A 26,081-nucleotide genomic window follows, 5' to 3' on the forward strand; every position below is an offset into this window, starting at 1 on the left:
AGAATCGTGTCTTTACGAGCAAGCCGCCCTTCGGCCGCAAATACGCGAGTTTTGAGCCATTTCCGTAAGTCATTGAGAACATGAACGTTACAAACAAGCCTTATTTCCAGCCCTCGTTCAGACGTCATCTTTCGGAACAAAACAAGTTGTTTTGTACCCGAAGAGACTATCTCCATCCCCCGTGGAGACTACTTGAGCGCGCATAAAACAACTTGTTTTACACAAAAAAGGGTAGACTTTACGCCGAATAAACCCTAAGTTTGCTACCGACAAACCCCAAGTTTCATTACGGCAAACCCATAGTTAGGCGTAATGAAACCCCAAAAGCGCCTCCCGCCGCCCTAGATTGAGCCAGCCGAGAGGCGCTTTTTCAGGCATGTTTTATTGACAATTATCTTATTTTACAGCCGATACGTTCCAAGGCATAATCTTAAATCTTGGGCTGTCATCATTTGAAAGTCAGAATGCAATAAACGCACGAACTGCGAGGAAGTCCATGGTCTTTGTTGGAAAGTTATCAATTATCATACCTGACTCTCCACCAAAAGCTACACGCACAACGTTATTGATACTATTCTCCGAGGTCGTCCAGTAATTACGATGTTGGACAATTCTCTCAGCACCTGAAATAATTAACTTAGAAGACAAATCATTAATCACGGAAATATTGACACTTCCTGACGTTACAGAGCCAAATGCCCCACCATTTGAACTGGTAGTAATACCAGCACCAAAGGTGTTCAGCACTTTAACCCATTGCCCGACACCTGGCAAGAACCAGTTGGATAGACCTGATGCAAAACTAGGGGCATAGGCACCTGCGGCTGCTCCTGTTGGATATCTTGCCACCAACGTATTGGTACTACTAATACCAGTCATGTCACTAATAGCAGAAGAAAGCGTTGTCCGCTTCGTCAGCCCGGCATCCTGCCCTGTTGGCCCCCATATAATACCAACGTGAGTATCTTTCATAGAAATTGCTAAACCACGATAAACAGAGCTACTTGCATCAGCAGAGCCTGCAGCACCAACATAAACTACTACAGCTTTGACTGTATGATTATGAACTTGAGCAAGAGTACCATAGGGATAGGCTTTACCATTTTCTACAATCACCCAGCCTGGCTTGATAGAACTGCTTGTGAGCGCCACACCTGGGTCAATCCTCGCTTCGCCAACACCTTCGTTGCGGAACAGACGGACAAGGAATGAGTTTGGTATATAATATGTATCTATGCATTTATCTACCCACAGATTTCCATTACCAAAGGAGAAACGACGGACATAACTATGACTGTTTTCCGTATACTCCTTAGTCGACCAATGTATGCCAAACGTATTTAACTGAGAATCAGCAGCACCACTAATAAGACTACCATTGTCATAACGCCACCCGGCAGCATAGAACTGGCGTTTCAGAGCTCCCTCATCTTCATTCAGCGAAGTCCAGAAAGAGGCATCGTTCATATAGGCCGCAAGCTTTGTGCCCAACGTTGCATCATTCTTATCCAAGTAATCAATTAGTTTGGCCGTAATGGTCATCACATGGGTGGATGCGTTGAACTCATATTTCCATGCGCTGCAATAAGGCGTACCAAGGAAGCGGAGGGCATAGCGGACATTGGCTGTCGTATAAGTGCTCCAATACGACCAGTCAGCAATACCGGCTTTAGTATCATCGCTGTAGCCGAAGATACAAGCAGGCGCAGAACCAACAAGACCGCCCGACGGCTGGAAGTCTGTACTGTTGAATACCTCATCGCTAACAGGCAACACACTATACCACTCCTTTAAAGTGGGCAGATGATACTTAAAACCTGTGGTGCCGTCTGTAATATCACCAGCCCAGTAAGTATCGTAAGAAGAGCCTGTTTTCGAGAAGTAGCCCATAGCGTCGTACCAACTATAGCACTGAGCAGAGCCTGCTGCAGCGGGATTGGTCTCTAAGGTGACAACCTTCGTGCTATAATTATAGCTCTTCACGTTGTTCTCGGCCACATACCATAGGGGATTCAGGCGTTTGTCTTTGTTATCACACTTCACGTTGTATATATACTTGGCGTTCTCGGCGAACGTGGCCACCGTGTTGGGAACGGTGACCGTGACATTGCCCATGGTGATTGTAAGCACGCCCGACGGTGCTGCCTGTGGCGGAATGACCGCCTCGAAGACACCATTACCAGTATGGCGGGCGGTGATGGTGGTGGCTGTGCCGCTGGCTGTGCCAAGGGCACCAGTAGAGGGATTGATCGTGATGGAGGGCTTCACGTTCCTTACCTTCACCGTGACATTGGTTACGTTGCTGGGGATCAGCCCGATGCCTGCCGTAAGGTTCACCTCGATCTTCGACAGCTTATGCGTGAAGTTCAGGGGTGCGCTGCCTACGGTCTCATAGCTGCCTGAGCCCTCACCATAGTGAAGGTCGGACTTCTCGTAGTTGCCCGTGGCGCTCTGGTCGGCCAGCACGGTATGCGTCAGCGTGCCGATGGCCGTGCCCTCAGCAGGAGCAGTAGAGAAATTGCCATGAACGGCACGGAAGGTGAGACCGTCGCCGTCACTGGGATAATACTTCGTTGAGCCCGTCAGACCGCCGCTGCCATCAGAGGTCAGCGTCCAGGCTTTCAAAAAGGCGTATGTGCCAGCACTGCCCTTATCGGCCCATACATAGACCTTCTCACCGTTGGCAATGGCCGTCTCGTAAAGGCCTCGGGTGGCGCGGCGGCTCGTCAGCTCCTTCCACGCCTCGCGGCTCCAGGCCGTAGCATCGCCTGGCGACAGCGTCTCTGCGGCTACAGACGCCGTCAGCTGTATGGACATGGGGGACACTGCCCGCCTTTCCTCGTAGGAAGTGCAAGCGCCCAACAACAGCAATGCCACTATAATCGTTATATTAGTTTTCATGTTCATAACTGATAGATTTACCTTACTTGGGGGCAAATATACGCAAAAATGTGTGAATTAAGAAGAAAAAAACGCAAAAGAAAGTTAAAGAGAGGTTATTTTGTCAAGATTCCGGTCAGTTAAGGGACTTAAAAAAGCGACTGTCTCACGACAACCGCTTCCAAAAAACAAACTACTTAAAAACTAATCTACTAAAACAAATCAAAAAAATATCTTTTACTCAAAAGTCTCTAATACTATCTTGATAAAGGAATAGACTCCTTTCCACGCTGCAAAGGTAATACCTTTTTTTATTTTGCCAAGCATTTAAGCGTAAAAATAACATTATTCGTCTATAAAATACTAAAAAAGAGGGATGAATTCAGAAATCCATCCCTCTTTTTGTTATGTTGGCTTAGCAAAAATATATCATTTCGCCAAGTGCATATTATACTCAATTGATTACATCATGCCACCCATGCCTGGGGCACCTGCCATCGGCATAGCGGGCTCCTTCTCGGGCTTGTCGCAGATGAGGCACTCAGTGGTGAGGAACATACCTGCGATAGAAGCGGCGTTCTCGAGAGCAACACGAGCAACCTTGGCAGGATCGATAACACCAGCCTCGCGCAAATCCTCGTACTTGTCGAGACGGGCATTGTAACCGAAGTCGCCCTTACCCTCGCGAACCTTCTGAACAACTACGGCACCCTCGCCACCAGCGTTGGTGACAATCTGGCGCAGAGGCTCCTCGATGGCGCGACGGATGATGTTTACACCAGTCTGCTCGTCGGCATTGTCGCCCTTCACGTTGGCAAGAGCCTCCTGAGCGCGGATGTAGGTAGTACCGCCACCAGCTACAACACCTTCCTCGATGGCAGCACGGGTAGCGCAAAGTGCATCGTCTACACGATCTTTCTTCTCCTTCATCTCGACCTCTGAGTTAGCACCTACGTAGAGAACTGCTACGCCACCAGCCAGCTTGGCCAGACGCTCCTGCAGCTTCTCCTTATCGTAAGAAGAGGTTGTATTCTCAATCTCCTTCTTGATCTGAGAGATACGATCCTGAATGCCTTGCTTGTCGCCAGCACCGTTTACGATAGTGGTGTTGTCCTTAGAAACAGTTACCTTGTCGCAAGTACCCAACATCTCGAGGGTAGCCTGCTCAAGCTTCAGACCCTTCTCCTCGCTGATAACTACGCCACCAGTGAGAACAGCGATATCCTCGAGCATGGCCTTACGACGGTCGCCGAAGCCAGGAGCCTTGACAGCGCAGATCTTCAGACCACCACGCAGACGGTTTACGACGAGTGTGGTCAGAGCCTCAGAGTCAACATCCTCGGCGATAACCAGCAAGGGGCGTCCGCTCTCGGCAGCAGGCTGCAGGATAGGCAGGAAGTCCTTGATGTTAGAGATCTTCTTATCGTAGATCAGGATGTAGGGGTTCTCCATCACGCACTCCATCTTCTCGCTATCGGTGATGAAGTAAGCTGATAGGTAACCACGGTCGAACTGCATACCCTCGACAACACCGATGTGTGTGTCGCGGCTCTTGCTCTCCTCGATAGTGATGACACCATCCTTAGAAACCTTGCGCATAGCCTCGGCCAACAGCTCACCAATCTCCTTATCGTTGTTGGCTGATACGGTAGCAACCTGCTCGATCTTATCGTAGTTGTCGCCAACCTGCTCAGCGCTCTTAGCGATGTGCTCAGTAACGGCCTTCACAGCCTTGTCGATACCACGCTTCAGGTCCATTGGATTGGCACCGGCGGTAACGTTCTTCAGACCCTCTGATACGATAGCCTGTGCCAGGATGGTAGCAGTTGTTGTACCGTCACCAGCGTCATCGCCAGTCTTTGAGGCAACGCTCTTAACGAGCTGAGCACCTGTATTCTCGAACTTATCCTCGAGCTCGATCTCCTTTGCTACGGTCACACCGTCCTTGGTGATCTGAGGAGCACCGAACTTCTTCTCGATAACGACATTACGACCCTTAGGACCGAGTGTTACCTTTACTGCGTTAGCCAACTGGTCAACGCCCTGCTTCATAGCGTCGCGGGCGTCAATATTGAATTTGATATCCTTTGCCATAATTCTTATTTATATTTAGGGAGACAGGTAAACAGTCTCCTTGTCTCCATTATTTAACTTTTACTTCTCGATGACTGCTAAAACGTCAGACTGACGCATCATAAGGTATTTTGTGCCTTCGAACTCGAGCTCGGTGCCAGAGTACTTGCCATAAAGGACCTCGTCACCCTCTTTGAGGACCATAGCCTCATCCTTGGTGCCCTGGCCTACGGCCTTGATTGTTCCATGAAGGGGCTTCTCCTTTGCGGTATCAGGAATAATAATGCCGCCGACTTTCTCTTCTGCAGGTGCTGGCAATACCAACACGCGATCTGCTAATGGTTTGATGTTCATAATCTTGAAATATTTTAATGTTTATACCTTATTAATATATATGGCGAGACAGTCTTACGACCATCTCGCCATATTCTCAGCCAAAACCGTGCCAACTCTTATGGTTGTGCCAACTTGTCAGCGACTTGTGCCATTGATCGTGACATTCTTAACCACAGAACGCTCTATCATGGTTTTGTCGAAGGCATCTTTCTCGTCGGTCACATCCACGTCCTCGAATGAGAAGTCCACCAGACGGTACTTGTCGGAGGTACCTACATCGAAGAAGTTCCTGGTCTTCATCTGAATGTTCCTGATGTATATATTATTGCACTGCGACAGGGGCATGTCGTCGCGCTGCTCGGGTTTATAGAACTGTGTCCAGGGGCGGATCACAAGGAACGAGCCACACTGTCCCTTGATATCCTCGACACGGACATACTCATAGTGTTGGGGAGTGTCAGGACGCATCTTCAGCCAAAGCACACGGCTGGCGGCTTTCACATCGATGCGGCGCAGGATGATGTTATGATCGAAAAGGCTCTCAGAGCCCAGCGTCAGGCAGCCATGCACCTTACCATAGGTACAATCCTCGATGATGATGTTGGAGCAGGGACCATTATCGGGATTCTGGTCGGCCCAGGTGCCCTTGCCGCCTTTCAGTACCACAGCGTCGTCGTTGACATGCATATAGCAACCATGGATGAGCACATTCTTGCAGACGTCGAGGTCGATGGCATCAGTACTCGGCCCACCCCGACGGGGATCAACGGGCGTTACGTTCTCGGTAGGCGCAAAGATGAAGCAGCCCAGATAGCGTACATTCTCACAACGATACAAGTGGTTGGTCCAGAAAGGAGAGTTGATGATCTTCACATCCTGAACAGTGACATTCCTGGAGTTGGAGATATAGACGTTTCGAGGGCGCATGGCCTCAAGGTTGGTGCACTGGGGATTGTACTTACGACGGATCCAGAACTCCTCCCAATATTTCTGTCCGTTACCGTTAATCGTGCCAGGACCTGTGATTGTAAAACCGTCGACGCCATCGGCATTGACCAAGGCTGCGAAGTAGTCGAGCGTCTGACCTTCCATACGGGTCTTCACAATCTGGAAGTCACGGATGCGGTCGGAACCTTTCAGTTCACCACCCTCCTCTATCTTCAGATGGGTACCAGGCTTGAAGAACAGTGAACCACTCAAGAACGTGCCACGGGGAATGACTACCACGCCACCGCCCTCGGCAGCACAACGGTCGATGACAGTCTGCAACTGCTGAGTCTGCACGCCATCGGCATAGCGATCGACACCATAGGCTGTAACGTCGTAGTGTTTCAACCCAGAGAGATCGACCCTGCTCGTATCAGAGAACCATGCCGAGATTTCCGTACCGTCGGGCCATAAATCAACAGCCTTGACTTTGCGTTTGCCAAAAGCTACTGCCGTAACAGCCAGCATCAGCACAAACAATAAGATTCTATTTTTCATTGCTTAAGTGATTAGTTTGGGGTGCAAAGATACAGAAAAACAGGATAAATACCAAATTTTTCGCTTTTTACTTTGGTTATTCGCTCTTTTTACACTATCTTTGCCCACAGTTTACGTAAACCAACAACTAATTATGAAGCAGTTTTTTAAAATGACTCTGGCCACAATATGTGGTATTGCCATCTTCCTGGTGGTATCTGGACTATTTCTCGTGATCTCACTGGTTGGCATGATTGCCAGCGATTCAGCATCGACCAAGGTAAGGGACAATTCTGTCTTCGTAATCAAACTGGACGGGATTGTCAACGAGCGGGCTGAAAGCGGTTCGCCTCTTGACGCATTTCTGAATATGGGAGACATGAGCGCCATGGGCCTTGACGACCTGAAATCATGTATTAAGAAAGCCAAGAACAACGACAATATAAAAGGTATATATCTGGAAGGTGGTGTGGCCTCCTTCGATTCGCCTGCCACTGCTCAGCAGTTGCGCGACGCTCTGAAAGACTTCAAGAAGAGCGGTAAGTGGATCGTGGCCTATGCCGACCAATATCTGCAAGGAGCCTATTATGTTGCTTCTGTGGCAGACAAGATCTACCTAAACGCCGAGGGTGCCATTGACTTCAAGGGACTCGGCGGCAAGGGCGAATACTATAAAGGGCTCTTCGACAAGCTGGGCATCAAGTATCAGGTGGCTAAAGTCGGAAAGTATAAGAGCTACGTGGAGAGCAACACCCTGACGGGCATGAGCGAGTACGACCGCGAACAGCGCACCGTATTATATAACGGCATCTGGCAGTACTGGCTGAAGGATATCGCCGAGAGTCGCAAGGTGACACCTGAGCAGCTGAACAAGTTGGCCGACGAAAGCATCGTGGCTTTTCTAAACACAGACGACTACGTGAAAGCCAAACTCATCGACAAGGTGCTGTTCCCTGAAGATATCAAGGCAGAGATCAAGGGGCGTCTGAAGCTCGACGAGGATGACGACGTCAACCAGCTGAGTCTGGCAGACATGCTGAACGTGAAGACAAAAAACAAGATGGATGGCGAGAAGATTGCTATCTACTACGCATATGGCAACATCGTTGACAGCGACGCCATGGATCTGCTGTCGGGCTCTGGCCACAACATCGTAGGTAAGTCCACTGCTGAGGATCTGCGCAAACTGGCAGACGATGACGACGTGAAGGCGGTGGTGTTCCGTGTAAACTCTGGCGGCGGTAGTGCTGTTGCTTCTGAACAGATCCGCCATGCCATCAAGCTGCTGAAGGCCAAGAAACCTGTGGTTGTATCGATGGGTGGTGCAGCTGCTTCCGGTGGTTACTGGATCAGTTCATTGGCCAACTACATCATTGCAGAACCGACCACCATCACCGGTAGCATCGGTATCTTCGGTCTTATTCCTAACTTCAGCGGCCTGGTAACTGACAAGCTGGGTGTGACCTTCGACGGCGTGACCACCAACAAGTTTACTGACTACGAGACCAACCTCATACTTAGCAAGGATAACGCTGAAGAGATGAAACAGTTGCAGACTTACATAGATCGTGGTTACCAGAACTTCCTGAACATCGTATCGGAAGGTCGCGGACTGAAGCCTGCCGAGGTTGACTCAATCGGACAGGGCCGCGTTTGGCTGGCTACTGATGCTGTAAAGATCAAGCTTGTAGACAAGATCGGCAGTTTGGGTGACGCCGTGAAGAAGGCTGCCGAACTGGCCAAACTGGATGAATACTACACGTCTGCCTATCCCACAAAAGGCAGTTGGCTGGATCAGTTCATGTCTTCTGAAGAGAAGGGCAGCTATCTTGACAGCAAGTTGCGCCAGGAGTTACAGGTACTGCTTGGCGACCTCTACGAACCTCTGATGGAGATCCGCCAGACCGTGAAAGACGGTAGCGTTATTCAGGCTCGTATGCTCGAAGATATCCGTGTAAAGTAAATACGGGATGGAAGGCGATTTCATCAATATCAATAAAAAGCTATTACCCCTGGGGTGGCTCTATGGCATAGGCGTAGGCTTCAGGAACATGCTCTTTGAGATGGGTGTCTTGAAGAGTCAGTCCTATAGTATACCTATTATATCTATAGGCAACATCACGGTGGGTGGCACTGGCAAAACACCACATGTGGAATATCTCATCAGACTGCTGAAAGGCAAGATGAACGTGGCCGTACTCAGCCGAGGCTATAAGAGGAAGAGCCGAGGGTTCCTAGTAGCTCAGGAGGACACACCCATGCAGAAGATTGGCGATGAGCCTTATCAGATGAAGCAGAAGTTCCCTGAGATTACGGTGGCTGTCGATAAGAAGCGTACGCGTGGTATTGAAAGACTCACTGCAGGAGCGGCGAAGAAAGACATTGATGTCGTTCTGCTCGACGATGCCTTCCAACATCGATACGTAAAGCCTGGCATTAACATCCTGCTGACAGACTATCACAGACTCTTCATCTATGATGAGCTGTTGCCTGTAGGCAGACTGCGTGAGCCGATAAGAAGCAAGGACAGAGCCGATATCGTGATCGTGACGAAATGTCCGCGAGACCTGAAGCCGATGGAGTTTCGTGTCATCACCAAGGCACTGAGCCTCTATCCCTATCAGCAGCTCTATTTCTCTACCCACGAATATGACACACCTCGTGCGCTGTTCCCTGAGGCGGCCGACCATCAGACAGCACCAAAGAGCATCGACTATCTGGCCGGCAAGAACGTTCTCCTCCTGACAGGCATTGCATCGCCTGAACAGATGGAACACGACCTGACACCTATCGTTGCAAACCTGACACCGCTCAGTTTCAGCGATCATCATCAATTCAAATCTAAGGACGTGACACGAATCAACGACACCTTCAACTCCCTGCCTGAGCCAAAGATGATTGTTACGACGGAGAAAGACGCAACACGACTTACTCAGGTTGAAGGACTCAGCGAAGAAGTGCGCAAGAGCCTATACGTTCTTCCCATTCACATCACCCTGATGCAGGATCAGGAGAAGGTGTTCAATAAAAACATTTTAGGTTATGTACGAAAGAATTCAAGAAACAGCATCCTGGCTAAAGGCAAGGATGACAACAAATCCAAAGACAGCGATCATACTGGGGACAGGCCTCGGACAATTAGCTTCAGAAATCACTGATAAGACAGAGTACTCCTACTCTGATATTCCCAATTTCCCCGTTTCCACTGTAGAAGGTCACTCCGGTAAGCTGATCTTCGGAAAGTTAGGTGATGTAGACATACTGGCCATGCAGGGACGCTTTCACTTCTATGAGGGCTACTCGATGAAGGAAGTGACATTCCCTGTTCGTGTAATGTATGAGCTGGGCATCAAGACGCTCTTTGTATCGAACGCAGCTGGTGGCATGAACCCAGAATTCAAAATCGGCGACCTGATGATTATCACCGACCATATCAACTTCTTCCCAGAGCACCCGCTTCGCGGCAAGAACTTCCCAACAGGTCCGCGTTTCCCCGATATGCACGAGACCTACGACCAGAAGCTGGTGGCCATAGCAGATGAGATAGCCCGCGAAAAGGGTATCAAGGTTCAGCATGGTGTTTATGTTGGCGTACAGGGTCCGACCTTCGAGACACCTGCAGAATATAAGATGTATCGCATATTGGGCGGAGATGCCGTAGGCATGTCGACTGTCCCCGAGGTAATCGTAGCTCACCACTGCGGCATCAAGACTTTCGGTGTTTCGGTGATTACCGATCTGGGAGGCTTTGACGACCCTGTTGAGGTGAGTCATGAGGAAGTACAGGAGGCTGCTAACATGGCACAGCCACTGATGACAGAGATTATGAGAGAAATGATAAAACGTAACTAAGCATGGATATAGCAAAACTGGGAGAATTCGGTTTGATTGACCGACTTACAAAAGACATAGAAATCAAAAACGAGAGCACAAAGTATGGTGTAGGTGACGACTGTGCCGTGCTCTCCTATCCTGATAAGGAAGTACTCATCACCACCGACCTGCTGATGGAGGGAGTACACTTCGACCTGACTTACATAGACCTGAAGCATCTGGGCTATAAGTCGGCCATGGTGAACATCAGCGATGTGTTTGCCATGAACGGTACACCTCGTCAGCTGACAGTATCCCTGGCCCTCAGCAAGCGTTTCACCGTAGAAGACATGGAGGAGTTTTACAGTGGACTCCGACTGGCCTGCGACAAATGGAACGTAGACATCGTTGGTGGCGACACCACATCTTCTTATACCGGACTGGCCATCAGCATTACCTGCATCGGTGAGGCCCGTAAGGAAGATATCGTGTATCGTAACGGCGCTAAAGACACTGATCTGGTATGTGTCAGTGGCGACTTGGGCGCTGCTTATATGGGACTACAACTGCTGGAGCGCGAAAAGAGCGTATACTACCAGCAGGTGGAGGAAGCACGTAAGAAGAACGACAAGCGTGCCTTGGAAGAGCTGTCACACTTCCAGCCCGACTTCAGTGGTAAAGAGTATCTGCTTCAGCGTCAGTTACAGACGGAGGCGCGTGGTGACATCATAGAGAAGTTGCGTGAAGCAGGCATCAAGCCTACCGCTATGATGGACATCAGCGATGGTTTATCATCGGAATTGCTTCACATCTGCAAACAGTCTGGTGTGGGCTGCCGTATCTTCGAAAAAAACATCCCCATCGATTATCAAACTGCCGTAATGGCCGAAGAACTGAATATGAACGTCACAACTTGCGCACTTAATGGAGGCGAGGATTATGAGTTGTTATTCACTGTTCCCATAGGCGATCATGAGAAAATCGAGCAAATAGAGGGAATCAAGCTGATTGGACACATCACAGACGCCAAATTCGGAAAAGTGCTCGTAACCCGTGATAATCAGGAGTTTGAGTTGAAAGCACAGGGGTGGAACCCACTTTCATAGATAACTTTTTTCAAAAAAAGTCGCTCAAATATTTGGTGGGTTCAAAAAAAGGTTGTACCTTTGCACCCGCAAAACGAAAGGAATTGCAAATTGACATGATGGTGCCTTAGCTCAGTTGGTAGAGCATCGGACTGAAAATCCGTGTGTCCCCGGTTCGATTCCTGGAGGTACCACTCCTCCTTTCATTAGCCCGGTTTCGCATAATGGCGGCCGGGTTTTTTCTTTATAACCTAAACAGTAAGCAATATGGGTATAGTTATTGGTATTGATGTGGGCATCTCGACCACAAAGATTGTAGGAATTAAGAACGGTAAGGTATCGGCTCCGATTCATATCACAGCTGCCGACCCCATCACTTCTCTTTATGGTGCCTTCGGAAAATACCTGCACGATAACGACATCGACCTGAAAGAGGTTGAACAGGTGATGCTGACTGGTGTAGGAGCTGCCTATATCGATCAACCCATCTACGGACTACCGACAGCCAAGTCTGAAGAATTTGTTGCCGACGGCCTCGGGGCCCGTTTTGAATCAAAACTCGATCACACCATCGTGGTATCTATGGGAACAGGTACATCGTTCGTGAAATGCGATGGCAACGAGATGAAGCATATAGGTGGTATCGGCGTTGGAGGCGGAACACTGCAAGGACTGGCTCGTATCATGCTCAACACCAGCGATATCAAACAAGTGGCAGAGATGGCCAAGCATGGCAACATACGCCATATCGACCTGACCATCGGCGATATCAGTGCAATCCCCGTTCCCGGACTTACAATGGACACGACAGCATCGAACTTTGCCAACGCCAAGAGCGATGCTTCAAAGGAAGATATTGCCGCCGGTCTTATACACATGGTACTACAGTCGATAGGATCAGCCGCCTGGCTCGCTTCGCTCGGCAGTGACATCCGCGACTTCGTGCTCATTGGCAATCTGTCGCTACTGCCCCAATGCAAGGAGGTATTCCCCGCCCTTGAGACGCTCTACAATATCCGGTTCCACATTCCCAAATATTCGCAGTATTGCACAGCCATCGGAGCAGCCCTCGACTATACAATCAATGGCACCAAATAAAAAAGTTATCAAAAAAACGCCAAAATATTTGGCAGATTGAAAGATAATACATAACTTTGCAGCCGAAACGTTACAAAAATAGCAAAATTAGAACAAAATGATTATATCAGCAAACAATTGGTGGTGGCGCAACTCAAGATTAAAAGAATCGTGAGAAGATAGCCGCGTACCTGAGTTTGTACAAGAAATAATAAAAGGCCTGTCGTTCTTACGACGGGCCTTTTAAAGTTTAAACAGGGATTCAATATAAAACAAATAAAAATATGAGCAATTATCAAGTTGACAAAAACGGTTTCTACGGAGAGTTTGGAGGCGCCTATGTGCCAGAGATTCTCTACAAATGTGTTCACGACCTGCAGGAAGCCTATCTGCCGATCATTGAGTCGGAGGAGTTCAAGAAGGAATATCATGCCCTACTGAAGGACTATGTAGGGCGTCCGTCACCTCTCTACTTTGCCAAACGAATGAGTGAGAAGTATGGCTGCAAACTCTATCTGAAGCGTGAAGACCTGAACCACACCGGTGCCCACAAGATCAACAACACCATCGGACAGATTCTACTGGCTAAGAAAATGGGGAAGACACGCATCATTGCCGAGACTGGTGCAGGACAGCATGGTGTGGCCACAGCAACAGTCTGTGCGCTGATGAACATGAAATGCGAGGTGTTTATGGGTGCTACAGATGTGGAGCGACAGCACACTAACGTAGAGCGCATGAAGATGCTGGGAGCTGAGGTACATCCTGTTCGTACAGGTAACATGACACTGAGCGATGCCTGCAGTGAGGCCATTCGCGACTGGTGTTGTCATCCCAGCGACACTTTCTACATTGTGGGATCTACCATGGGGCCTCATCCCTACCCCGACCTCGTGGCAAAGATGCAGAGTGTTATCTCAGAGGAAATCAAATGGCAACTTGAAGAGAAAGAGGGGCGCAACTACCCCGACTATCTCATAGCATGTATAGGAGGCGGAAGCAATGCCGCTGGTACCATCTACCACTACATGGATGACGAGCGAGTGAAGATTGTTCTGGCAGAGGCAGGAGGCCATGGATGGGAGACCAATCACACGGCGGCAACCATACATAAAGGCAAGACTGGAATACTGCATGGCGCAAAGATGCTTGTCATGCAAAACGAAGACGGCCAGATAGAGGAAGCCTTCACCATCAGTGCTGGTCTGGACTACCCTGGCGTTGGACCAATGCACTGTAATATGGCCAAGCAAGGTCGCACTCAGGTTCTGAGCATCAATGACGACGAAGCCATCTATGGCGGCTACGAACTGACTCGCATGGAGGGTATCATCCCCGCTATTGAGAGTGCGCATGCCATCGCTGCGCTGAAGAAACTGAAGTTCCAGCCCAACGATGTCGTCGTACTCACCGTGAGCGGACGAGGCGACAAAGATGTAGAGACTTACTTGAACAACAAACAAATGGCTAAGGAATATGGAAACTTTTAAATATACTACGACAAGTCGCACAATTCTGGCCGACCTGTATACGCCTGTTGGCGTATATATGAGATTGCGTGACCTCTATCCACAGAGTGCACTCATGGAGAGCTCAGACTATCACGACAGTAACAACTCCCACTCGTTTATCGGACTTAACCCCATTGCCAGTGTGGCCATTGGTCATGGCATTGCCACTGTGACTTATCCCAATGGCTCCACTTTTCAACATGAGGTGAACAAGACATATAGGTCTGACAAGGCCATCCACCAGCTCATCGACCACATTGAGGTGAACGGTGAGGATGCGAAGGCATGCGGACTTTTCGGCTATACTTCGTTCAATGCCGTTCGCTATTTCGAGGATATCCCCGTAAAAGACGAGACTCAGGCAAAGAACGATGCCCCCGACCTGCTATATATATTATATAAGGTGGTGATCGTGTTTGACCATCATAACAACACGCTAAAGGTGGTAACTCTTGGCGATGCCGAAGACATTGACAACGTGCTCCGTGCCATGAACAAGGCTAGCGTAAAGGCCTACGACTTCCACCCTGTCGGCGATGTCAGGAGCACACTGACCGACGAGGAACATAAAGCCAACATTCGTCGGGGTATTCAGCACTGCCTGCGCGGCGACGTGTTCCAGATTGTACTCAGTCGTCGTTTTATCCAGAAATACGAGGGTGACGACTTCAAGCTTTACCGCGCCCTGAGAAGCATCAACCCTTCACCCTATCTGTTCTACTTTGACTTCGGAGGTTTCCGAATCTTCGGTTCCTCGCCAGAAACCCATTGTCGTATAGAAGGCAACACGGCATATATCGACCCTATTGCCGGTACGACCAAGCGTACGGGCGATGCAGAAGCAGACCGACAAGGAGCTGAATATCTACGCAACGACCCCAAGGAGAACGCAGAACACGTGATGCTGGTAGACCTGGCCCGCAACGACCTGAGTCGCAACTGCCACAATGTGAAGGTAGACTTCTATAAGGACCTTCAGTACTACAGCCACGTCATCCATCTGGTCTCTCGCGTCAGCGGTCAGCTTGATGAAGGTGCCGACCCCATCAAAGCCTTTATCGACACCTTCCCTGCCGGCACTCTCTCAGGAGCGCCTAAGGTACGTGCCATGCAACTCATTTCAGAATACGAACCCCACAATCGCGGAGCATATGGCGGTTGCATAGGTATCATAGGTCTGGATGGTTCACTCAATCAGGCCATCACCATCCGCACCTTTGTTTCTCGCAATGGAGAGCTCTGGTTCCAAGCAGGTGGCGGTATCGTTGCTAAGAGCGATGAGGATTATGAACTGCAAGAAGTAAACAATAAACTCGGTGCTCTGCGTCGTGCAATATTAATGGCTGAAAAAATGTAAGATTATGAAGATTGTTATTATTGATAATTACGACTCGTTTACCTATAACCTGAGTCACTTAGTTAAGGAGTTGGGCGCTGAGGTAACCGTTCTACGCAACGATCAGTTTGAGCTGTCACAGCTCGAAGCCTACAATAAGATTATCCTCTCACCAGGCCCCGGCATCCCCTCCGAGGCTGGTCTGCTGCTCGATGTTATCAAAACATACGCTGGTAAGAAACCGATTCTTGGCGTATGTCTGGGCCATCAGGCCATCGGCGAAGCGTTCGGTGCTAAGCTTGAGAACCTCTCAGACGTGTTCCATGGCGTTGCCACTCCATGTCATATCGTAACCGATGATCCCATCTTCAGTGGTATCGGGCATGACATCACCATTGGTCGCTATCACTCATGGGTGGTTTCTAAGGAGGGACTGCCCAACTGTTTAGAGATTACGGCAGAGAGCGATGAAGGTCAGATCATGGCACTTCGTCACAAGACGCTCAACGTTCGTGGCATTCAGTTCCATCCTGAGAGTGTACTAACCCCCGACGGCAAGAAGATGATCCAGAACTGGATGTTTCTATAAAGTCAAGAGTAAAAAAGGAATAATAAGGCAAAAAAGTAAAAAGGTTAAAATATGGCACAGACAATGAAAGACATCCTGAACAGGATGCTGAACCACGAGGAACTGTCTCGTGAAGAAATGAAGAACATTCTGATTGGCATCACTCAGAGTGAGTATCCCACTGAACAGATTACCGCTCTGCTGACTGCACTCCAGATGCGTGGCGTGACTGTTGACGAACTGCTTGGTTTTCGTGATGGTATCCTGGAAACAGGCGTACCAGCCATTCTTGATTGCGACCGTTATATTGATGTGGTGGGTACAGGTGGTGACCGCAAGAACACCTTTAATATCTCTACCACATCGTGCTTCGTCATTGCTGGTGCAGGGTATAAAGTAGCCAAGCATGGCAACTATGCCGCTACCTCTGTCAGCGGCGCATCAAACGTCATTCAACATCATGGCGTTAAGTTCACCGACGATCTCGACAAGCTCAACCGTTCACTCAACGAAGCTGGTATCGTGTATCTCCACGCTCAGCTATTTGCCAAAGCCATGAAGTTTGTCGGTCCTATCCGCAAGGCTTTGCAGTTCCCGACAATCTTCAATCTTCTGGGTCCCATCGTCAATCCTTCGCAGCCTAAGTGTCAGCTTCTCGGAGTAGCCAACCTTGACCAGATGCGTCTCTATAACAGTGTTTACCAGAAGATTGGCATAGACTATGGTATCGTAAACTCTATCGACGGTTACGATGAGATTTCGCTTACTGGCGACTTCAAGGTCACGACCAACAACTACGAGCGCATCTTCAAGCCTCAGGATCTTGGCTTTGACATTGCCAAACCCGAAGAGTTGGTTGGCGGTGCCACAGAGGAAGAGGCCGCAGAGATCTTTGACGCAGTACTTGAGAACCGTGCTCTGCCTGCCCAGAAGAATATTGTCCTGGCTAATGCCGCCTTTGGCATCCAAGTGCTGGAGAAAGGTCAGAAGAGCATTGAGGAATGTATTGAGATTGCCCGCGAGAGCATTGACAGCGGCGCAGCCCTGCGCACCTTCAAGAAGTTTGCCGAACTTAACTCATAAAGCAGCATGATGCTCGTCAAAGTATGCGGCATGCGCGATGCAGACAACATCCGCGAAGTCGAGGCCCTGGGTATCGACCTCATGGGATTCATTTTCTGGCCTAAGTCAAGCCGTTACGTAGCTGAGCGCCCAAGCTATATGCCCACCAGATGCAAGCGTGTAGGAGTGTTTGTCGACGAGACATTGACTAAGGTGAAAGAAACCGCCAAGGCATACCAGCTCGATTTCATACAGCTACATGGCAAGGAATCGGCCGACTATGCGGCAGAATTATGCGACTACCGTCTGATCAAGGCTTTCAACATAGCAACAGTCGATGACTTCGCGGCCTGTGCGCCTTACGAGGGGAAAGTCGACTATTTCCTCTTCGACACAAAAGGAAAATGCGTAGGAGGAAATGGTGAAAAGTTCGACTGGAGTGTGCTCAAGGCGTACGACGGCAAGACGCCGTTCCTGTTGAGTGGCGGCATTGCGCCTGATGACGCAGCCCGTGTGAATGCCATCCACCACCCTCTGTTTGCCGGTATCGACCTGAACTCACGCTTCGAGCTCAGTCCTGCCCTTAAAGATGTTTCAACACTAAAAGAATTTATCCAAGCATTATGAACAAATTGAATAAGATCAATCAACTCTTCGCCCAACGTGGCAATGAGAAGCTACTGAGCCTCTATTTCTGCGCAGGCTGTCCAACACTCGAAGGTACTGCCGACGTTATTCTCGCCATGCAGCGCCGGGGCATTGCCATGATTGAGGTTGGCATTCCCTTCAGCGACCCCTTGGCCGATGGTCCCGTTATTCAGAGCGCAGCTACTCAGGCGCTGAAGAATGGTATGAGTCTCAAAAAGCTCTTCTCGCAGTTGCAGGCCATCAAAGATGAGGTACAGATTCCGCTCGTACTGATGGGCTATCTCAATCCCATCCTCCACTATGGCATTGAGCAGTTCTGCCAGTCATGTGTCGAGGCAGGCGTCAGCGGCGCCATTATCCCCGACCTGCCTTTCGACGACTATCTGAACATCGTTAAGCCCATCGCCGACAAATACGACCTGCGCATCATCATGCTCATCACCCCAGAGACCAGTGAAGAGCGCATCCGCTTCATCGACGAGCACACCGACGGGTTCATCTATATGGTTTCCTCTGCCTCTATCACAGGTACTCAGAAGAGCTTCGACGAGCAGAAGCAGGAATACTTCCGTCACATCAATCAGATGAATCTGCGCAATCCACGTATGATCGGTTTTGGCATCAGCAATGCCCAGACCCTCAAGGCAGCACAGGATAATGCGGCTGGTGCCATCATCGGTTCCAAGTTTGTGACGCTCCTGAATGAGGCTAATGGCAAGGCTGACGAGGCGCTCGACAGGCTCTTCGAGGCACTCAGATAAATTTCTTTAGAACAAAACAACTTGTTTTGTCTTCGAAGAGACTATCTTAAGCAGTTGAAAAGACCGTCTCCGTGACAACAAAACAAGTTGTTTTGTTGTCACGGAGATAGGGTTTATCTTACTGAAGGATTATTGTTACGAGAGAGGAAGAAGGCCTTCGTGGCTAAAAAGAAGCAGGCGACACCCGACGCATTGACTATCACCACCGTCCAAAAGGCAGAGCTATAGCCCAACAGCTCAGAGATAATACCGCCCAGAAGAATACCGAGTCCCATGCCCAGATCCCACGAAATCAGTATCGTGGAGTTAGCGGTGCCACGCTGTCTGTTGCTGGCCACGCTGATGGTCATATTCTGAAACGCAGGCCACATGTGACCATTACCCAGTCCGATAAGCAGGGCCGAACCATAATATCCTGCCATAATGGCTGTATGATTCTCAGGCATCAATGTCGGGAGCAATACAAACAGCGTATAACCAACCAGCGAAATCACCATGCCCGAACCCGCATTATGAGTCAGCCGTCCCTTTCTCAAAGCCCTGCCACCTTGCAGTCGTGAAAGAATCAAGCCTACCGAACAGAGCATAAAATAGGTACCCGTACCCCCCATGATGCCCATCACCTCCTTGCCATAGATAGCCAGGTAGTTGCTCAACACGCCGAAACTGAAGCCGAATGCCATCATATTTACGCCCAACAGCCAGCCACGCACCAAGAAGAACCTGTCGAGTGAAAGGCGCGATTTGTCCCTGACGATTTCCTTCTTCGGCAATTTCACCGTAGCGTCTATCAGCCACCCGCCACATGCCACAATCAGAGCCAGCCAAAACAGGAAAACAAAACTGTCGGTCAGCTGATATATAAAGATGCCTATGGTGGGAGCCAATGCCATGGCCAGATTGTTGCTCAGTCCATAGTAGCCTATTCCCTCTGTCCTTCGACTTGACGGCAGCACGTCAATAGCTACCGTTGAGTTCGATACCGTCAGCATGCCAAAAGGACCGCCATGCAGTGTTCTCACAATAGTAAACAATAACAACGTCGATGCAGCCAAGTAGCCGGCAAAGAAGATGGCGAAGCCCCCAAAGGCTATCATCAGTACGGTCTTACGTGGGAATGAGTCAACCACATAGCCGCTGAAGGGGCGGAATAGCAGTGCGGTGATGGTGTAACCCGAAAGCACCAGGCCTATCACGTCTTTTGTTGCCCCGAAATGCTCACTCAGGTAGAGGGGCAATAACGGAGTAAGCACATAAAAAGCAAAAAACAGCGAGAAGTTCGCCGCCATCACCTTACAATAGTTTCTATTCCAAAGTCTATCCATATGAGGGTACAAAGGTACGAATAAGTAGGAGAACTCACAAAGCCATAACGTTAATGTTCTATAAATTAGCATCATGGCGCTTTTACTTTTCCCCCTTTCCTGCGTTAAATAGTTAGTAACGTTATTATCAACAAATAAAAGGACCTTTTATGAAAAGACTATTTTCATCTCTCCTCATGGCTGTTGCCATAGGACTTACAGCCACATCGGCCTATGCTGCTGATGTGCAGAACGACAACGAGGGTAAATACACCATTAAGAATGGGCAGATGACCATGGTGATCGATGCCAACAAAGGTGGTAAGATTCTCTCTTTGAAGTACGACGACAAGGAAGTTATTTCCCAAATGAGATGGCCGGAGACCTTCGGTAGCACATTCTGGACAAGTCCCCAGAAAGAGTGGAACTGGCCTCCTGTACCCGAATACGACAAGAAGCCATACGAGGTAAAGCAGGAAGGCGATGTGCTCACCATGACCAGCGGCATAAACGAAAGACTTAAATATAGCATCCGCAAGGAGTTTGCTACCGACGAGAAGGACAAGGCCTTCGTCATCACCTATTATATTATTAATGAGAGCGACGAGACACGTCAGGTGGCTCCATGGGAAATCACACGCGTTCCCAACGACGCAAGCCTCATCTTCTTCGATGCCCCTGTTGACAGCATCTGGCCTGCAGGTCTTATGAACTTCCAGTCGGCCAATGGTGTATCATGGTATCAACCCGATGAAGCTAACGACAACCGCAAGGTTAATGCCGATGGCCAGGGATGGCTGGCCTACTGTAATAAGGGGAACGGCCTGCTGTTGGTGAAACGCTTCGACAATCTTGACGCCTCACAGCCTGCCCCAGGCGAAGCCGAGATTCAGGTCTATGTAAACAGAGGCAAGACCTACATTGAACTGGAGAGTCAGGGAGCCTACACAACATTAAAGCCCAAAGAGCAACTCAGCTGGACTGTGCGCTGGTATCTCCAGCCCTGCGAGCCAGAATCTGCTGAAGCACTTGTGAAGCAAGTAAACACTATCATACACAAGAACTAACAACATATATAACAACATGAAGAAACTGCTGCTTTTATCAATGATCTTGCTCGCTGCCAACATTAGCAGCGGGCAAGACCTGAAACTTAACGAGCTTGAATACTTTGAACGTCAAGGTGTCAATATTCTTGTCTATAGCAACAGCTTCAATGGTGGTTTCAACGACGAGAAGAACTCAGGCATTGAGATTATTCACCATGGCATACGTACCATTCAAGGCGGTGCCGTTCGTTTGAACAACACCCCAGAGCAATGGGATCTGGTACCCAAGATGACCAGTCGGAAGGTGGACAAGGAGAATGGCTCTATCGAGGTCGGCCTACGCTATGAAGACTACAACTTCGACAGTCGCATAGTTGTGACTGCCAAAGGGAAGGCTGTAGAGATTGCCGTCTGGCTCGATCAACCTGTTCCTGATGCCATAGCTGGCGAGGCGGGGTTCAACCTCGAATTCCTGCCATCACAATACTGGCTCAAGACATTTACGATGGACGGACGCTTGAACCGATTCCCTCGCTACGCCACAAGTCAGACCATCGCACGTCCAAACAGCGAGAAGCCCAGACAGTTCAAAGGCTTCAAGACCTATGATGACCGAGGCACTAATCGCTTTGTCGATCCTCTACCCCTTGAGACTGGTCACTCCATCGTCATGGCGACAGATGCGCCCGAACGCATGATTCGCATCAGTAGTACCGACTCAGAATTGAAACTGTACGATGGTCGCATGCTGGCTCAGAACGGTTGGTTTGTGCTGCGCAGTGTTCTGCCAAAAGGCAAGACTGGCAAGGTTGTCACCTGGACCGTAGAACCTAATGCCATCCCAGGTTGGATTCGTGAGCCTAACATTGGTTTCTGCCAAGTAGGCTATGTGCCAGATCAACCCAAGGTGGCTGTCATTGAACTCGACAAGCAAGACAAGGTACAGCCTACAGCCTCACTTATCCGCATAAAAGATGATGGCACAACAGAGGTTGCTTACAAAGGTGAGACAAAGATTTGGGGTTCTTACTTTAAATATAATTATGTGAAGTTCGATTTCTCGAGCGTCCAAGAACCTGGCATCTACTACATCCAGTATGCTGATACAAAGACCAATAACTTCTTGATTGACGCCCACGTCTACGATAAGATTACCGACGCAACTACCGATGTATGGGTGCCTATCCACATGAACCACATGTATGTCAACGAAGGCTATCGTACCTGGCATGGTGAGCCCTTCAAGGAGGGCTATTTGCAGGCACCAGAGAGCGATCACTTCGACCTACATCGCCAAGGACCAACAACAGATACGAAATACAAACCTCTCGAACTCATTCCCGGACTAAACATCGGTGGATTCTTCGATGCCGGCGACTTTGACATCGAGACGGGATCAAACATCAATGTGGTAGAGAACTTCATCCGTGCATGGGAGTTGTTCAAGCCTCAGCGCGACGAGACCTTTGTGAGCGAGGAGCAGCGTTATGTAGACCTGCATCGTCCTGACGGAGTGCCCGACATTCTACAGTTCATAGAGCATGGAGTCCTAAATCTCGTAGCTCAGGCAGAACAGATTGGACACATGGCACAAACTCTCTCGAATTCTGCACTTGACAACTATCATCATCTGGGTGATGCAGCCTCAATTACCGACGGATTACACTACGATCCCTCACTGAAACCTTATGAGGTATCGGCCGATGGTAAGCGCAGCGGTACGCCTGACGACATGTGGGCCTTCACCTCACGTGAGCCTGCCCTTGACCTGCGTGCTGCTACGATGTTTGCTGCAGCAAGTCGTGCATTGAGAGGCTATAATGACGCGCTCGCAGATCGCGCCCTCGTACAGTCGAAACGACTCATGAAAGAAGGGACGGAACTGTTGAATAAGCGCGCACAGAACCCACAGAACCAGATGGACTTCAACTGGCTTCTCGGCATTGAAAGCAGAAACGCAGGAGCACAGAAGCCCGACAAGAAGCGTTTGAAACTCATGGAGCGCAGTAGGAAGAATCGCGAAGAACTGGGTGAAATGTCAACCAATCTGCAGCTCTATGCCGCTACCCAAGAAAAGCAGTATCTCAACAACTTTGAGAAACAGATATGGGATGCACTCGAGCTGACTCTGCCTTTCAATTTGCAGACAGCCCTCGACGCTGTACCATATATGGACGAGGCCTACAGACAAAAGCTACGTCCTTACGTAGAAAAATACAAAGCATATATTGAGGACTTCGACAAGCAGAATCCCTATGGCGTGCCCATAGGACTGGGGAACTGGGCTGGTGTGAACATGATACTGAACTTTGGAATTACAGTAAACTATGCTTATCTGTATTTCCCCGACATTATCAGTAAAGAAGAGATTTATCGCGTACCCAACTGGCTATATGGCTGTCACCCCTATCACAACTACTCGTTTGTGGCCGTTGTAGGTGCTGCGCGTCCTAAACAGGTATTCTACGGGAACAACCGTGCAGACTTCTCTGCTATCCCTGGTAACGTAGCTCCCGGACTGCTGTCCCGTAAGCCAGACCACTTCGAGAACTTCGACGACTGGCCCTTCCTCTGGGGGCAGAACGAGGGCACCATCGCAGGCAATACCCAATATATCATCTTTGGGTCTGCTTTCAAAAACCTCGTTTCCCAATAAAACAAATCCCCGCCGTTTGGCGGGGATTTGTTTTATTATACCAACTGTTTGGCACGCTCAAGAGCCAAGTTGATGTGAGAACAAATGTTCTCTTCACCAAGCATCGCATCGAACCCAGCCTTATGGAGTACTGCCTGAACGCGATCGTTAACACCAGAAAGAACCACCTGAATGCCTTCAGCCTGCGACATCAGACAGAGATTCGTCAGGTTGTGAATACCTGTGGAATCAACAAACGGCACTTTTCGCATACGAATGATACGAACCTTAGGATGCTGATGACGCAGAGCACCCATAATTTCCTCAAACTTATTACCTGCTCCGAAGAAATAGGGGCCATTGATTTCATACACCTCCACACCCTCAGGAATAGTGAGATGCTCAAGGTTACCCATTTGGAAGTCACTGTCTTCCTCCTCAGGATTAATCTCATCGCTGACAACCTTCACATCCGTAGTCTCGGCCATGCGACGCATGAAGAGCAGACAAGCACAGATAAGACCAACCTCAATAGCAATAGTCAGATCGAAGACTACTGTCAGCAAGAACGTTACACAAAGCACAATCACATCACTCTTGGGGTTTTTCATAATGCTGAGGAATGAACGCCAACCACTCATGTTATAGCTGACGATGACAAGAACACCAGCAAGACAGGCCATTGGGATATACTGTGCCAACGGCATAAGGAACAGGAATATGAGTAGCAATACGGCAGCATGAACAATACCGGCAATAGGAGATCGGCCACCATTATTGATATTGGTCATAGTGCGGGCGATGGCACCAGTAGCAGGGATACCACCGAAGATGGGCGAAGCGAGATTTGCCAGTCCCTGAGCAATAAGTTCTGTATTAGAATCATGACGATCGCCTATAACACCATCAGCCACAGTAGCAGAAAGCAATGATTCGATAGCACCAAGGATGGCTATGGTGATTGCCGGAGAAACCAGTCCTTTGATGACATCCCACGTCAGTGAGGGCACCTGAGCTCCTGGCAACTGATTAGAGATAGAGAATCGGTCTCCAATAGTTTCGATAGTATCAACACCCGCATATAGTTTCAACAGCAGAGCCACAACAGTCATCACAATAATGGCAATAAGACTTCCTGGCAACTTACGCAGCAGATTCGTAAAAGCCAGCTTAGGCCAAAGGGCTATCACAGCTACAGAGCCGATACCAATAGCTGCGCTCCACCAGTCGATAGTAGGGAACGATCCAATGTAGGCAACCCACTTCTCGATAAAATCACTGGGCACAGAGGTCATGGTTAGTCCGAAAAGATCCTTAATCTGTGTGGTGAAGATTGTCAAGGCAATACCACTCGTAAAGCCCACCACAATGGGATAAGGAATATACTTGATGATAGTGCCGAGATGTAACACACCAAACATAATAAGAAAGACGCCTGCCATAAGCGTAGCAATGGTGAGTCCTTCAAAACCATACTGTTGGATAATGCCGTAGATGATAATGATAAAGGCGCCTGTAGGACCGCCTATCTGGACTTTTGACCCACCAAATACGGAGATGATAAGACCTGCCACGATCGCAGTGATAATACCTTTCTCTGGCGTCACACCTGACGCGATACCAAAGGCGATTGCCAATGGCAAAGCAACGATACCCACAATGATACCAGCCAGCAAATCGGTTGTAAACTGACGCTGGTCATAACTCCTCAAAGTGGAAAAGAGCTTTGGCTTAAATGCTAATGTTGTCATCTTAAATCTATTATGTTATCATGAAAATAGGGCGCAAAATTACTAAAAAAAGATAAAAAAGAGTAATTCCATGCACCAACTTATTCAAAAAAACGTATTTTTGTTGCCAAATATCAAGGTCGCATAAGCGATTTAGTCATGTAAATCATCTAGTGTTTAATCATTAAAAGAAAGGAAGCATTATGAAAAAGGTGTTATTCGCAGTATTGGCCATGGTTGCCATTTCGTTTGCAGCATGTACTAACAAGGCTCAGGCTCCTGCTGATGCAGCAGCTCCCGATGTTGAAGCAGCAGTAAGTGAGATTACCTCAGCTCTCTCAGAGCAAATTGAGGCTCAGGATGCCAACAAGCTTCAGGAGGTTCTGGCTACGGTAACCGAAAAGGTTAAGGAGTTTATCACCACGAACCCAGAAGCAGCCAAAGAGTATGTTGCTAAGGTTCAGGATTTCCTGAAAGAAAACGCAGACAAGATCAAGGCTTTTGCTGGTGACAACGAAGCAGTAAACACAGCTATCAGTTCATTGACAGCTGCTCCGGCAGAGAGCATTGTAAGTGGTCTGAGTTCAGCTATTGATGGTATACAAAACGCAGCTAGTGATGCTGCTGAAGACGCTCAGAAGGCTGTAGAAGACAAAGCCAATGAGGTGAAAGAGGACGCCAAGGAGAAAGCAGGCGAGGCAGTTGACGCAGCTGCCGATAAAGTTAAAAAAGGACTCGGTATATAATTT

General features: G+C 49.0%; 20 protein-coding genes and 1 tRNA gene. 15 read left to right on the forward strand and 6 right to left on the reverse strand.

Translation table 11 applies throughout. The annotated features are described in order from the left end of the window. Positions 1 to 459: 459 nt before the first annotated feature. The 4 genes from T325_RS12460 to T325_RS10435 form a co-directional block, all read right to left on the reverse strand. Positions 460 to 2,907, reverse strand: a complete 2,448-nt coding sequence (locus T325_RS12460; RefSeq protein WP_081911151.1) for a fimbrillin family protein — start codon at positions 2,905 to 2,907, stop codon at positions 460 to 462. A 435-nt stretch (positions 2,908 to 3,342) separates the two neighbouring features. Next, positions 3,343 to 4,974 carry a chaperonin GroEL gene (groL, locus tag T325_RS10425; protein ID WP_036913329.1) on the reverse strand — a complete coding sequence of 544 codons (1,632 nt, stop codon included), beginning with the start codon at positions 4,972 to 4,974 and terminating at the stop codon, positions 3,343 to 3,345. Positions 4,975 to 5,034: 60 nt separating this feature from the next. After that, a complete protein-coding gene (locus T325_RS10430) occupies positions 5,035 to 5,307 on the reverse strand; it encodes a co-chaperone GroES (protein WP_036913332.1) in 273 nt (90 codons plus the stop codon). Between the two features lie 117 nt (positions 5,308 to 5,424). Then, a complete protein-coding gene (locus T325_RS10435) occupies positions 5,425 to 6,774 on the reverse strand; it encodes a rhamnogalacturonidase (RefSeq protein ID WP_036913335.1) in 1,350 nt (449 codons plus the stop codon). Positions 6,775 to 6,907: 133 nt separating this feature from the next. On the opposite strand from T325_RS10435, the gene sppA reads away from it, so the two are divergent. The 12 genes from sppA (at position 6,908) to trpA (ending at position 18,614) form a co-directional block, all read left to right on the forward strand. Next, positions 6,908 to 8,716 (forward strand): signal peptide peptidase SppA, encoded by a 1,809-nt coding sequence (sppA, locus tag T325_RS10440; protein WP_036913338.1) that lies wholly within the window; start codon positions 6,908 to 6,910, stop codon positions 8,714 to 8,716. Positions 8,717 to 8,723: 7 nt separating this feature from the next. Further along, positions 8,724 to 9,911, forward strand: coding sequence for a tetraacyldisaccharide 4'-kinase (lpxK, locus tag T325_RS10445; protein ID WP_036913341.1), 1,188 nt, complete (start codon positions 8,724 to 8,726; stop codon positions 9,909 to 9,911). Further along, positions 9,841 to 10,605 carry a purine-nucleoside phosphorylase gene (locus T325_RS10450; RefSeq protein ID WP_036913344.1) on the forward strand — a complete coding sequence of 255 codons (765 nt, stop codon included), beginning with the start codon at positions 9,841 to 9,843 and terminating at the stop codon, positions 10,603 to 10,605. The genes lpxK and T325_RS10450 overlap by 71 nt, the downstream gene beginning before the upstream one ends. 2 nt (positions 10,606 to 10,607) lie before the next feature. After that, positions 10,608 to 11,672, forward strand: a complete 1,065-nt coding sequence (gene thiL / locus T325_RS10455; protein WP_036913346.1) for a thiamine-phosphate kinase — start codon at positions 10,608 to 10,610, stop codon at positions 11,670 to 11,672. Positions 11,673 to 11,772: 100 nt separating this feature from the next. Beyond that, positions 11,773 to 11,845: transfer RNA gene (locus tag T325_RS10460), tRNA-Phe, on the forward strand. A 73-nt stretch (positions 11,846 to 11,918) separates the two neighbouring features. Continuing rightward, complete coding sequence (gene coaW, locus T325_RS10465) at positions 11,919 to 12,749, forward strand: type II pantothenate kinase (RefSeq protein ID WP_036913349.1); 831 nt, start codon at positions 11,919 to 11,921, stop codon at positions 12,747 to 12,749. A gap of 263 nt (positions 12,750 to 13,012) precedes the next feature. After that, positions 13,013 to 14,218: a tryptophan synthase subunit beta gene (gene trpB, locus T325_RS10470; protein WP_036913352.1), complete on the forward strand. Its 1,206-nt coding sequence runs from the start codon at positions 13,013 to 13,015 to the stop codon at positions 14,216 to 14,218. Next, the gene (locus T325_RS10475) at positions 14,205 to 15,596 is read left to right on the forward strand and encodes an anthranilate synthase component I family protein (protein WP_036913354.1); all 1,392 of its coding nucleotides are present in this window, start codon (positions 14,205 to 14,207) and stop codon (positions 15,594 to 15,596) included. Before trpB ends, T325_RS10475 begins: the two co-directional genes overlap by 14 nt. A 4-nt stretch (positions 15,597 to 15,600) precedes the next feature. After that, positions 15,601 to 16,164 (forward strand): anthranilate synthase component II, encoded by a 564-nt coding sequence (locus T325_RS10480; RefSeq protein WP_036913357.1) that lies wholly within the window; start codon positions 15,601 to 15,603, stop codon positions 16,162 to 16,164. Between the two features lie 63 nt (positions 16,165 to 16,227). Continuing rightward, positions 16,228 to 17,226, forward strand: coding sequence for an anthranilate phosphoribosyltransferase (trpD, locus tag T325_RS10485; protein ID WP_036913360.1), 999 nt, complete (start codon positions 16,228 to 16,230; stop codon positions 17,224 to 17,226). Between the two features lie 9 nt (positions 17,227 to 17,235). Beyond that, complete coding sequence (locus T325_RS10490) at positions 17,236 to 17,832, forward strand: phosphoribosylanthranilate isomerase (RefSeq protein ID WP_369794050.1); 597 nt, start codon at positions 17,236 to 17,238, stop codon at positions 17,830 to 17,832. Positions 17,833 to 17,837: 5 nt separating this feature from the next. Further along, positions 17,838 to 18,614, forward strand: a complete 777-nt coding sequence (gene trpA / locus T325_RS10495) for a tryptophan synthase subunit alpha (RefSeq protein WP_036913735.1) — start codon at positions 17,838 to 17,840, stop codon at positions 18,612 to 18,614. 113 nt (positions 18,615 to 18,727) lie between these two features. On the opposite strand, the gene T325_RS10500 is transcribed toward trpA, so the two are convergent. Then, entirely contained in the window at positions 18,728 to 19,939 is a 1,212-nt protein-coding gene (locus T325_RS10500) for an MFS transporter (RefSeq protein ID WP_036913364.1), read from the reverse strand. A gap of 149 nt (positions 19,940 to 20,088) precedes the next feature. Between T325_RS10500 and T325_RS10505 the strand changes: the two genes are divergently transcribed. Then, the gene (locus T325_RS10505) at positions 20,089 to 20,985 is read left to right on the forward strand and encodes a hypothetical protein (RefSeq protein ID WP_156097675.1); all 897 of its coding nucleotides are present in this window, start codon (positions 20,089 to 20,091) and stop codon (positions 20,983 to 20,985) included. Positions 20,986 to 21,001: 16 nt separating this feature from the next. After that, positions 21,002 to 23,623, forward strand: coding sequence for a cellulase N-terminal Ig-like domain-containing protein (locus T325_RS10510; RefSeq protein ID WP_036913367.1), 2,622 nt, complete (start codon positions 21,002 to 21,004; stop codon positions 23,621 to 23,623). Positions 23,624 to 23,658: 35 nt separating this feature from the next. Here T325_RS10510 and T325_RS10515 read toward each other — a convergent pair whose 3' ends face one another. Further along, the gene (locus T325_RS10515; RefSeq protein ID WP_036913369.1) at positions 23,659 to 25,353 is read right to left on the reverse strand and encodes a SulP family inorganic anion transporter; all 1,695 of its coding nucleotides are present in this window, start codon (positions 25,351 to 25,353) and stop codon (positions 23,659 to 23,661) included. A 182-nt stretch (positions 25,354 to 25,535) separates the two neighbouring features. On the opposite strand from T325_RS10515, the gene T325_RS10520 reads away from it, so the two are divergent. After that, positions 25,536 to 26,078, forward strand: coding sequence for a hypothetical protein (locus T325_RS10520; RefSeq protein ID WP_091766112.1), 543 nt, complete (start codon positions 25,536 to 25,538; stop codon positions 26,076 to 26,078). The last annotated feature ends 3 nt before the right edge of the window (positions 26,079 to 26,081 follow it).

The sequence above is a fragment of the Prevotella sp. FD3004 genome, from assembly GCF_000746155.1.
Taxonomy (GTDB): domain Bacteria; phylum Bacteroidota; class Bacteroidia; order Bacteroidales; family Bacteroidaceae; genus Prevotella.